The organism is Streptomyces sp. WAC06614 (assembly GCF_003949795.1).
Taxonomy (GTDB): domain Bacteria; phylum Actinomycetota; class Actinomycetes; order Streptomycetales; family Streptomycetaceae; genus Streptomyces.
On sequence record NZ_RPRY01000067.1, the window covers coordinates 16415 to 27211 of the forward strand.

The window sequence follows — 10797 nt, forward strand, 5'->3', positions numbered from 1 at the left end:
TCAAGATGCGGCAGGAGGGGCGGAAGGGCCCCGGTGCTCGGGCGCCGGAGGACCGGGTGCCGGACGACCGACGCCCATGGTCCCAGACGCGAGCTTGTCAGATCACCGGCGGCCGGCCCAGCCGGGTCAGCCGCCACACGGTCCGCCACCTCATGGGGCGCCGGGGACCGCAGGGGGTCGCCCAGCCCTCCTTGAACCCGCCGAACCAGGCCTTCAGCGCGGGCGCCGAGGGTTTGCGCAGCAGGGTCAGCAGCAGCCATACGCCCAGGTAGACCGGGACCAGCGGGGCCGGCAGGTTCCGGCGGGCCAGCCAGACCCGGTTGCGAGCCACCATACGGTGGTAGACCGCGTGCCGGGAGGGGGCCGTGGTCGGATGCAGCAGGACCATGTCCGCCCGGTAGTCGATCAGCCAGCCGGCGTCCAGGGCCCGCCAGGCCAGGTCGGTCTCCTCGTGGGCGTAGAAGAACTCCGCCGGCAGCGCCCCGACCTGCGCGAACACCTCGGTCCGTACGGCGTTGGCGCCGCCGAGGAAGGTGGTCACGCGGGAGGAGCGCAGGGGGTCCGAGGCGCGCAGCCGCGGCACGTGCCGGCGCTGGGTGACGCCGGTGTCCGGGTCGGCGATCCGGAAGCTGATGATGCCCAGGCGCGGGTCCTCGGTGAAGGCCTGCCGGCACAGCTCGGCGGTGTCGGTGCGCTCCAGCAGGCCGTCGTCGTCGAGGAAGAGCAGCACGTCGACGTCCCGGCCGCCCGGGCCGAAGGCCTCGATGCCGACGTTGCGGCCGCCGGGGATGCCGAGGTTCTCGGGCAGGGCGACGGTGCGCACCCCGGCGGGCAGCCCGGTGAGCTCGACGCCCTGGCCGACGACGACCACCTCGACGGGGTCGCCCTCCTGGCGGGCGACCGAGTCGAGGAGGGCCTTGAGCTCGTCGGGCCGGTTGCCCATGGTGATGATCACGGCGCCGACGCGCAGCGGGGCGGTCATCGCAGCCTGCTCGACGCGAGGACGGAGACCAGGTGCAGCACGGTCTGGAGCAGGGCGATGGCCGCGAGGACGGCGACGCCCAGCCGGGTGAAGTACAGGTCGCCGCGGACCTGGTCGATCACGGCCAGCACGAGGATCAGCAGGGAGGCCTCGATACCCAGGATCAGCCGGTGGAACTTCAGCGCGGCGGCGGCCCGGCGGGCCAGGGCCATGCCGGAGGAGCGCGGCTCGGCGGCGGCCTCCTTGACCGGGGGCAGCCCGCCCTGGTGGCGGGCGACACCGACGAGGTCGGTCTCGGCCTTGATCAGGATCGCGCCGAGGGCCGCGAGGGTGCCGAGGAAGGCCCACAGCCAGTCGATCCGGCCGCCGCCCCACAGGTCGCAGGCGCGCAGGCCGAAGCCGACCAGGACGGCCGCGTCGCACAGGTAGGCGCCGACCCGGTCCAGGTAGACCCCGGACAGCGAGAACTGCTGCTTCCAGCGGGCGACCTCGCCGTCGACGCAGTCCAGCAGCAGGTAGAGCTGGACGGCGACCACCCCGAGGACGGCGCCCCAGATGCCCGGCACCAGCAGGGCCGGGGCGGCCAGCACACCGCACAGCGTCATCACGTAGGTGAGCTGGTTCGGGGTGACCTTGGTGGTGACCAGCAGGCGGGTGATGCGCAGGGAGATCTCGCGCATGTAGAGGCGTCCGCCCCAGTGCTCGCCGCTGCGCCGGTCCTTGACGCCCGCCGGGTGCACGACGGGCCGGAGTTCAGCTACGGATGGTCTGGGCATAGTCGGCGTAGGCGTCCCTGATCTCGGCTGCGGACAGGTTGAGGTGCTCCAGGATCGTGAAGCGTCCCGGGCGGGTCTGGGGGGCGTACTCGACGGCCGCCACGAACTCCTCCGCGCTGAACCCGATCTCCTCGGGCCGCACGGGCAGGCCGTGCCGGCGCAGGACGTCGGCGAAGAGCCCGGCCTGCTCCTTGGCGCCGCGCAGGTGCATGGCGAAGGCGGCGCCGAGGCCGACCTGCTCGCCGTGGAGCGCGGAGCGGCCGGGGTGGAGCAGGTCGAAGGCGTGGCTGATCTCGTGGCAGGCGCCGGAGGCCGGGCGGGTGTCGCCGCTGATGGACATGGCGATGCCGGTGAGCACCAGGGCCTCGGCCAGCACGGTGAGGAACTCGTCGTCGCCGCAGCCCCCGGGGTGGCGCAGGACGGACTCCCCGGCGGTGCGGGCCATGGCGGCGGCGAGGCCGTCGACGGCCTCGCCGGTGACCTCGTGCGAGAGCTCCCAGTCGGCGATGGCCGAGATGTTGGAGAGCGCGTCGCCGATGCCGGAGCGGACGAACCGCACGGGCGCGTCACGGATGACGTCGAGGTCGATGACCATGGCGATGGGCGTGGGGACGCCGTAGGAGCCGCGGCCGTTGTCGTTGTCGAGGGTCGCCACCGGCGAGCAGATGCCGTCGTGGGCGAGGTTGGTGGCGACCGCCACCATGGGCAGCCCGACCCGCGCCGCGGCGTACTTCGCCACGTCGATGATCTTGCCGCCGCCCAGGCCCACCACGGCGTCGTAGCGCCGTCCCTTTATGTCGTCGGCGAGCTTGACGGCGGAGTCGATGGTGCCGTCGACGACCGGGTACCAGTCGGCGAGCGGCAGTACGGGCTCCAGCTTCGCGCGCAGCGTCTGGCCGGAGCCGCCGCTGATCGCGATCGCCAGCTTCCCGGACGCCGAGATCCGCTGGTCGGCCAGGAGGCCGGCCAGGTCGTCCATGGCGCCGCGGGTGATGTCGACGACGACGGGAGAGGGGATGAGCCTCGTCAGTACTGGCATGCGATCGTCCGGCCCTTGGCGAGGTCGTCGTGGTTGTCGATCTCGACCCACTGGACGTCGCCGATGGGGGCCACGTCGACGGTGAAGCCGCGGTGCACCAGCTCCTGGTAGCCGTCCTCGTAGTACAGGTCGGGGTCGCGCTCGAAGGTGGCCTTCAGCGCGTCCGCCAGCTCCTCGGCGGCCTCCGGCTCGATCAGCGTGACGCCGATGTACTCGCCGGTGGCGTCGGCCGGGTCCATCAGCTTGGTGATCCTCTGGACGCCCTTGCCGTCGGCGGTGACCACCTTCATCTCCTCGTCGGCCAGCTGCTTGACCGTGTCGAGGGCGAGGATGATCTTCTGGCCGTTGCCGCGGGCGGCGAGCAGGGTCCGCTCGACGGAGACCGGGTGGACGGTGTCGCCGTTGGCGAGGATCACGCCGCGCCGCAGGACCTCACGCGCGCACCACAGGGAGTAGGCGTTGTTCCACTCCTCGGCCTTGTCGTTGTCGATCAGCGTGAGCTTCAGGCCGTACTTCGCCTCCAGGGCCTCCTTGCGCGCGTAGACGGCCTCCTTGCGGTAGCCGACGACGATGGCGGCCTCGGTGAGGCCGACCTCCGCGAAGTTGCCCAGGGTCAGGTCGAGAACCGTCAGGCTCTCCTCGTCACCCTCGGGGCCGACGGGCACCAGGGCCTTCGGCAGGGTGTCGGTGTAGGGACGCAGGCGGCGTCCGGCACCGGCAGCGAGGACCAGGCCGATCATGCGGGTTCTCCTTCGTCGTGTACGGCGGGTGCTCCGGAGGAGACCCAGAAGCGGATGCTCTCCACGAGCACCACGACCGCCACGAACCCGGCCAGGGCCGTGAGCGCGACGGGGAAGTCCTGGCGCGCGAGGACGGCCGCCAGGACCGTGATCGCCAGGACCCGGCCCTCGTGCCCGCCGATCGTCCGCACCAGCCAGTGCGGGGGCGCGCCGGTGCCACCGCGGATGCGGTACACCGTGTCGTAGTGATGGTAGGCGACCGCTGCGACCAGGCCGAACGCCGCGGGCAGGGCCCCGGGCACGTCCGCCTTGACGGCCAGCACCAGCACGGTGGCGTACTCGGCGGCGCGCAGCAGCGGCGGGATCAGCCAGTCCAGGGCGCCCTTGAGGGGGCGCGCCACGGCCTCGCCGGAGGTGACCGCGTACAGCAGGGCGGCGCCGATCAGGGCGGGGTCGCCGAAGGGTCGGGCCAGGGCGAGGCCGACCAGGGCGGCGGCGCCGGCGGCGGCCACCCAGACGGCGGCCGCGGACGCCCGCTCCCGCGGGAGCAGGCGGCGCGGCAGCTCGGCGAGCGGGCCGGAGTCGGTGAGGTCGTACAGGGCCTGCGCCGCCCGGTCGGTCCGCCTGGCCTTGCGGGTCACCGAGCGCAGCACCCGGCCGGCGGTGGTGTAGAGGGCGCCGAAGGCGCAGCCGGCCAGCAGGGCGTAGAAGACGACGCGCGGGGTGGTGAGGGCGGTCAGGACCGCGATCATCGCCCAGCGCTCACCGATCGGGAGGATGATCATCCGGCGGACCCAGACGGTCCAGCCCACGCTGTCGAGGCGGTCGGAGAGGGCCGCGGTCGGGCTGGTGTTGGCGGTGGCGTCGTGGTTGGCCTCGTTGAAGGAGAAGTCCACCACGTGCCGGCAGGTCATGAGGATCATCGAGCCCAGCGCGAGGGCCCAGACGTCGTCGCCCGTGCGGGCGGCCCCGAGGGCCAGGCCCGCGTAGAAGGAGTACTCCTTGGCCCGGTCGAAGGTGGCGTCCAGCCAGGCGCCCATCGTGGAGTACTGCAGGGAGTAGCGCGCGAGCTGCCCGTCGGTGCAGTCCAGCACGAAGGAGACGAGCAGCAGGACGCCGGCCACGACGTAGCCCCAGCGCTCGCCGGTGGCGGCGCAGCCGGCTGCGGCCAGCGCGGTGAGCAGCGAGGCGGTGGTGACCTGGTTCGGGGTCAGACCGCGGCGGGCGCACCAGCGGGCGATGTAGCGCGAGTAGGGGCTGATGAAGAAGGTGGTGAAGAAGCCGTCGCGGGACTTCACGGCGGTGCGCAGGCGCACGGCCTCCTCGTCCACGGCGGCGACCGCCTCGGTGGCCCGGCGGCGCTCGTCCGCCGTGGCGGGCACGGTGGCGACGAGGGTGCCCAGCTCGGGGTGCTGGACGGTGGTCCCGGCCGCTTCCAGGCCGGCGGCGAGCCGGTCGGCGTAGGGGCCGTCGGCGGCGGTGCCGGGTGCGGTCCGGGCGGCCTTGTCCAGGGCTCCGCGGGCGGCGGGCCGCACCGACAGGGCGCCGGGGACGGCGCAGGCGTCGAACCGGGGGTCGGTCAGGGCCAGGCGCAGGGCGTGCACATGGCCGACGAAGCCGGTGTCGACCACGGCCACCCGCTGGTCGGCGGGGACGGCGGCCAGGGCGGCGGCGGTGTCGGTGGGCTCGGGCACGGGCCGGACCTCGAAGCCGAGGGAGCGCAGGTCGCCTTCCAGCGGTGATCCGGGAACCGGCGGGCCGGCGAGGATGACGGTCGGCAGACGGACTCACTCCTTGATACGGGCGCCCCGTGGGGGCGGGCGGCACGTCGGCAGAGGCTATCGGATGAAAGGAAGCGGGGGTTCACCACCCGTTTACGGCCCGATAAGCCGATGATCCCGGGCTCCGCGGCCCGGTGGCGCTCAGGTCGCGATCATCATGGGCGATCGTAGACACGTTCGACAAACGTTCCCGCGTCGGGCCCGATGCTAGGGTGTTACGTAGTACGCGTGCGGCCGGGCCGTGCGCGTGATCCGGTGCACGAGGAACGACGAACGAGGAGGTGGGTCGATGACCGTCGCGACGATCGCCGCTGCCCGCGGCGAGGACGACCGAGTCATCCCCACACTCCGGGCGTCCGGCCAGGCCTGATCACCGGCCTTCCGCGCTGATCGGCCCGTCGGCCGGAGCCCCTGTTCCCAAGGGTTCACGTTGACCGACCACGATCTCCCCACTCACCCCACCGACGACGCGTACGACTCCCCCGCCTTCCACGAGGCGTTCTTCGCGCTGCACCACGGCCTGCCCCGGCAGGGTCCGGGCTCCGACGCGACCACCCGTCACCTGCTCTCCCTGTGCGGCCCGCTCCCCCGCCGGCCGCGCGTGCTCGACCTCGGCTGCGGACCGGGCCGCAGCGCCCTGCTGCTGGCCGCCGAGGCCGGGGCCGAGGTGACCGCCGTCGACCTGCACGAGCCGTTCCTCGACGAGCTGCGGGCCGAGGCCGCCGGCCGGGGACTCTCCGATCGGATCCGACCTGTCGTCGCCGACATGGGCCGGCTGCCCTTCCCGGACGGCTCCTTCGACCTGGTCTGGGCGGAGAGCTCCGCCTACTGCCTGGGCCTCGACACCGCCCTGCGGACGTGGAAGCGGCTGCTCGCGCCCGGCGGCACCCTGGTGCTGACCGAGTGCGAGTGGACCGACGGGCGGCCGTCCGCCGGGGCCCGGGCGTTCTGGGACCGCCACTACGCGCTGCGCCCGGGCCCGGGCAACCTCGCGCTGGCCCAGGCCGCCGGCTACCGCGTGCTCGGCACGTACCGGCAGCCCGACTCCGACTGGGACGCGTACTACGGACCGCTGCGCGCCCGGGCCGCCGCCGTCCGCGCCGCCGGGGACCCCGCCCCCGCCCTGGCGGCCGCGCTGGCCGCCACCCGCGAGGAGCTCGACGTACGGGCGCGGCACGGGCACGAGTACGGGTACACCGGCTACGTGCTGCGCCCGGTGACCGCCGGGGACGGCGGGCCCTGGCGGGTCCGGCCCGAGACCCCGGCCGACGTCGCGGCCGTCCGCGCCGTCAACCTGGCGGCCTTCGACACCCCGCTGGAGGCGGATCTCGTCGACGCGCTGCGCGCTGACGCCGCCTGGCTGCCCGGGCTGTCGTACGTCGCCGAGGGCCCGGACGGGACGGTCGCGGCGCACGCCCTGCTCACCCGGTGCCGGATCGGCGGGGCCCCGGCGCTGGCGCTCGCGCCGGTGGCCGCCGATCCGCGGGTGCAGCGCTCGGGCGCGGGAAGTTCCGTCGTACGGGCGCTTCTGGGGGCCGCGGCGGAGCGTGGCGAATCCCTCGTCGTGGTGCTCGGGCACCCGGAGTACTACCCGCGCTTCGGCTTCGTACCGGCCTCGCGGTACGGGATCACGGCGCCCTTCGAGGTGCCGGACGAGGCCCTGATGGCGCTGGTCCTGGACGCCTCCGGGCCGGTCCCGGCGGGCACGATCGGCTATCCGGCGCCGTTCGGCGTCTGACCCGGGGAGCAGCCCCGCACGGTCCGTCCTCCGCGCCATAGCACGCGCGGAGGGCGGACATGCGTAGATCTTCGAAGTGGGGACAAGCCGCCTTTGTACGGCAGACTGAAGGCCGAAGTCCGAAGCGAAGGATGGTTATGCCGACCACACCAGCCACCGCCGCGAACAGCGCGTCCCACGGCACCGGTACTCAGGAACCGATCATGCTCGAACTGGTCGACGAGTCCGGCAATACGATCGGCACCGCGGAGAAGCTCTCCGCTCATCAGGCTCCCGGCCAGTTGCACCGGGCGTTCTCCGTGTTCCTCTTCGACGAGCAGGGACGGCTGCTGCTCCAGCAGCGGGCGCTCGGCAAGTACCACTCCCCCGGCGTCTGGTCGAACACCTGCTGCGGCCACCCCTACCCCGGGGAGTCGCCCTTCGCCGCGGCCGCCCGGCGCACCCACGAGGAGCTGGGCATCTCGCCCTCCCTGATGGCCGAGGCGGGGACCGTCCGCTACAACCACCCGGACCCCGATTCGGGGCTGGTGGAGCAGGAGTACAACCACCTGTTCGTGGGACTGGCGCAGGCCCGGCTGCGGCCGGACCCCGAGGAGATCGGCGACACCGCGTTCGTGACGGCGCAGGAACTGGCGAAGCTGCACGCCGAGGCGCCGTTCTCGGCCTGGTTCATGACCGTGCTGGACGCGGCCCGGCCGGCGATCCGCGAGCTGACCGGGGAAGCCGCGGGCTGGTAGGGCGGCGGGGCGGCAGCGCCGTGGCCCGGCCGAGGCCGGCACGTCCGGTGAGGCCAGGCCGTACGTCCGGTGAGGCCGGTGGCGACCGGCACGGCCGGTCAGAACGTGGCGAGCGGGAGGGCGGCCCAGATCACCTTGCCTCCGGTGGAGGTGTGCTCGACGTCGCACACCCCGCCGGACTCCCGGGTGATCTCCCGCACCAGCAGCAGCCCGCGGCCGCCGGTCTGGCCGAAGTCCGCCTCCAGGGCCTTCGGGCGGTACGGGTGGTCGTCCTCGACGGCCACCCGGACCCAGTCCCGGCCGATCGCGACCTCCACCGCCACCTGGGGCGACAGCAGCGCCGCGTGCCGCACCGAGTTGGTGACCAGCTCGGAGACGATCAGCAGCAGGGAGTGGACCACGTCCTGGTGGGCCGGGACGCCCTGGCGGCCGAGCAGGTCCCGGACCGCCCGGCGGGCCTGCGGAACGGATTCTTCTGTCGCCGGCACGGTGAAGCGCCACACTCCCTCGTAACTGAGGGGAGCCGTCGGGGCACCCGCCCCTTGGCCCTGCACCGGCGGGACGTTCCCGCTGACGTCCATGTCCCGGCCCCTGTCTTCACGCTCGATCGTCTCCACGTGTCAAGGGTGGGGAACCTGCTGGTCCGGACCGGCGGACTGACCAGAAATCAGCGCCTATCGGACGCCTTTTGAGCAGTGGCGTATGACAGCGTCAGATGTGGGACCGTTCCTGATCAGCAGCTCACCGGCTGCCGTCACCCAGGATGCGGCGGGCACCCGTCCCCAGCACGATCAGGCTGAGCCCGTCGAAGAGCAGGGCCAGCGAGAAGAACGCACCGATCACGTACAGGCTGTTGCCCGGCCACCCGGCGAGGATCAGCACGCCCAGCAGGATGCCGAACGCACCCTGGACCAGGGCGAGCCCGAACTGCGCGCCGCGCACCACGACCGCACCGACGAGCCGGAAGACGCCACCGGTGAGGAAGAGCAGGGCCGCGAACATGGTGAGCGCCTCGGCGCTGGCCTCCGGACGGCGCAGGACCACGAAGCCGGCGGCGATGTTGAGGGCGGCCACGATGACGGCGAGCCAGAAGTAGTTGCTCCCGCGCGACTGCACGGCGTGCACCAGGCCCACCACACCGCCGATGAGCAGCAGCCAGCCGAAGAGGAACATGGTGGTCAGGGTGGCGAACCCGGTGTAGACGAGGCCCACCAGCCCGGCGATCACGAGGACCAGCCCGAGCAGCACCAGCAGGCCGTAGCTGCGGCGGAGCTTGTGCCGCTCCTGGTCGGCGGGGTCCTTGCCGTCATCGCGGCGTGGGGCCGCCTCGTCCGCCGGCGTACGGTCCTCAGCGCCCATGCGTGCGCCTCCTGAGCCTCGATCGAGTGCCTGTGCACCGTGCGACGGCACCACGCGGATGCGCCGCATTCCTTTGATCATAGGATTCGCGGCATGGACGCGCAGCTGATGCACTCCGTGACCGACGGGGTCGCCACCCTCACCCTCTCCCACCCGGCCAAGCGGAACGCCATGACCGCCGCGATGTGGCGGGCCCTGCCCGAGCTGCTCGCCGGGCTGGCCGCCGACCCGGCCGTACGGGTGGTCGTGCTGACCGGGGCGGGCGGCACGTTCTGCGCCGGCGCCGACATCTCGTCGCTCACCGGGAACGAGGACCCGCAGGCGCTCGCGGTGGCGGCGGAGGAGGCGCTCGCGGCCTTCCCCAAGCCGACGCTGGCGGCGATCCGGGGGTTCTGCGTGGGCGGCGGCAGCCAGCTCGCGGCGGCGTGCGACCTGCGGTTCGCGGAGGAGGGCGCGTCGTTCGGGGTGACCCCGGCCAAGCTGGGCATCGTCTACCCGGCGTCCTCGACCCGGCGGCTGGCCGCGCTGATCGGCCCGGCTGCGACGAAGTACCTGCTGTTCTCGGCCGAGTTGATCGACGCCGAACGGGCGCTGCGGGTGGGTCTGGTGGACGAGCTGCTGCCGGCGGGCGAGCTGGACCGGCGGGTGGCCGCCTTCACCCGGATCCTGGCCGAACGGTCGCAGCTGACGCAGGCGGCGGCGAAGGAGTTCACGGGCGGGCGCACGGACCGGGACGCGTACTGGGCGGAGCAGGCGCGCGGGAGCGGCGACACCGCGGAGGGTGTCGCCGCGTTCCTGGAGCGGCGTGCGCCGCGCTTCAGCTGGACGGCTACGGCTACTCCATGACGAACCGGCTCTTGGCGCGCCACTCCGCCACCAGGTCGGCCGGGGCCTTGGCCGGCGAGCCGGCGTCGTAGGGCGGCTGCGGGTCGTACTCCGTCAGGAGCTGGACGGACTGCGCGAGCCGGTCGCCGCCGATGCGGCCGAGCAGGGTGAGGCCCATGTCGATCCCGGAGGACACCCCGGCGGCGGTCACGTACTTGCCGTCGGTGACCACCCGCTCCCCGGTGGGCTCGGCCCCGTAGCGGGACAGCACGTCGAGGGCGAGCCAGTGGGACGTGGCCCGGCGGCCACGGAGCAGGCCGGCGGCGGCCAGCAGGAGCGAGCCGGTGCAGACGGAGGTGGTCCAGGTGCTGGTCCGGTCGGCGGTGCGCAGCCAGTCGAGGAGGACCTCGTTCTCCATCTGGTACGTCTGCCCGGGGCCGCCCGGGACGAGGACGATGTCGGGGGCCGGGACGTCGGCGAGGGCCTTGTCGGCCATCAGGGTGAGCGAGCCGGAGTCGTTGCGGACGGGCCCGGGCCGCTCCGCGACGAAGACGGTCTCCGCCTCGGGGTGGCGGCCGAGGGTGTCGTAGGGGCCGACGGCGTCGAGGGCGGTGAAGCGGTCGTAGAGCACGATGGCGATCTGCATGTCTCCTCCGGAGGGGGTCGGTGGTGCGCCGCGGCGCCGCCGGGGCGATGCCGTCCGGCGGGTGCGGCGCTCCCGTGGCCGGGCGCGCGGTTCCCCGCGCTCCTGGGGTGGGGCTTCGGGTCGGGCGGCCCCGCGGGGCCGGGTGCGGCTTCGGCGTGGGCGGCCGGGCAGGGG

Annotated in this window: 11 protein-coding genes; 3 read left to right on the forward strand and 8 right to left on the reverse strand. The window is 73.5% G+C overall.

Features of this window, described 5'->3' with window-relative positions; translation table 11 throughout:
• Window positions 1-97: 97 nt before the first annotated feature.
• Genes EF918_RS12120 through EF918_RS12140 form a run of 5 tightly spaced genes read right to left on the reverse strand, consistent with a single transcriptional unit; the run spans window position 98 to window position 5318 of the window.
• Window positions 98-982, reverse strand: coding sequence for a glycosyltransferase family 2 protein (locus EF918_RS12120; RefSeq protein ID WP_125644697.1), 885 nt, complete (start codon window positions 980-982; stop codon window positions 98-100).
• On the reverse strand, window positions 979-1758 hold the full coding sequence (locus EF918_RS12125) for a CDP-alcohol phosphatidyltransferase family protein (RefSeq protein WP_125644699.1): 780 nt from the start codon (window positions 1756-1758) through the stop codon (window positions 979-981). The genes EF918_RS12120 and EF918_RS12125 overlap by 4 nt, the downstream gene beginning before the upstream one ends.
• A complete protein-coding gene (locus EF918_RS12130) occupies window positions 1736-2797 on the reverse strand; it encodes an iron-containing alcohol dehydrogenase family protein (RefSeq protein WP_125644702.1) in 1062 nt (353 codons plus the stop codon). The genes EF918_RS12125 and EF918_RS12130 overlap by 23 nt, the downstream gene beginning before the upstream one ends.
• Entirely contained in the window at window positions 2785-3537 is a 753-nt protein-coding gene (locus EF918_RS12135) for a sugar phosphate nucleotidyltransferase (RefSeq protein WP_125644704.1), read from the reverse strand. The genes EF918_RS12130 and EF918_RS12135 overlap by 13 nt, the downstream gene beginning before the upstream one ends.
• Complete coding sequence (locus EF918_RS12140; RefSeq protein ID WP_125644706.1) at window positions 3534-5318, reverse strand: DUF5941 domain-containing protein; 1785 nt, start codon at window positions 5316-5318, stop codon at window positions 3534-3536. The genes EF918_RS12135 and EF918_RS12140 overlap by 4 nt, the downstream gene beginning before the upstream one ends.
• A gap of 508 nt (window positions 5319-5826) precedes the next feature.
• On the opposite strand from EF918_RS12140, the gene EF918_RS12145 reads away from it, so the two are divergent.
• Window positions 5827-7056 carry a bifunctional class I SAM-dependent methyltransferase/N-acetyltransferase gene (locus EF918_RS12145; protein WP_260610100.1) on the forward strand — a complete coding sequence of 410 codons (1230 nt, stop codon included), beginning with the start codon at window positions 5827-5829 and terminating at the stop codon, window positions 7054-7056.
• A gap of 137 nt (window positions 7057-7193) precedes the next feature.
• Complete coding sequence (gene idi / locus EF918_RS12150; RefSeq protein ID WP_125644710.1) at window positions 7194-7793, forward strand: isopentenyl-diphosphate Delta-isomerase; 600 nt, start codon at window positions 7194-7196, stop codon at window positions 7791-7793.
• Between the two features lie 98 nt (window positions 7794-7891).
• On the opposite strand, the gene EF918_RS12155 is transcribed toward idi, so the two are convergent.
• Together EF918_RS12155 and EF918_RS12160 are read right to left on the reverse strand one after the other, a co-directional pair.
• Window positions 7892-8374, reverse strand: coding sequence for an ATP-binding protein (locus tag EF918_RS12155; protein ID WP_125644720.1), 483 nt, complete (start codon window positions 8372-8374; stop codon window positions 7892-7894).
• Window positions 8375-8534: 160 nt separating this feature from the next.
• On the reverse strand, window positions 8535-9152 hold the full coding sequence (locus EF918_RS12160) for an HdeD family acid-resistance protein (protein WP_125644712.1): 618 nt from the start codon (window positions 9150-9152) through the stop codon (window positions 8535-8537).
• 93 nt (window positions 9153-9245) lie between these two features.
• Between EF918_RS12160 and EF918_RS12165 the strand changes: the two genes are divergently transcribed.
• Window positions 9246-9998, forward strand: a complete 753-nt coding sequence (locus tag EF918_RS12165; protein ID WP_125644714.1) for an enoyl-CoA hydratase/isomerase family protein — start codon at window positions 9246-9248, stop codon at window positions 9996-9998.
• Here the strand turns inward: EF918_RS12165 and EF918_RS12170 are convergent.
• A complete protein-coding gene (locus EF918_RS12170; protein ID WP_125644716.1) occupies window positions 9988-10623 on the reverse strand; it encodes a DJ-1/PfpI family protein in 636 nt (211 codons plus the stop codon). The two genes, EF918_RS12165 and EF918_RS12170, sit on opposite strands and share 11 nt — an antisense overlap.
• Between the last annotated feature and the right edge of the window lie 174 nt (window positions 10624-10797).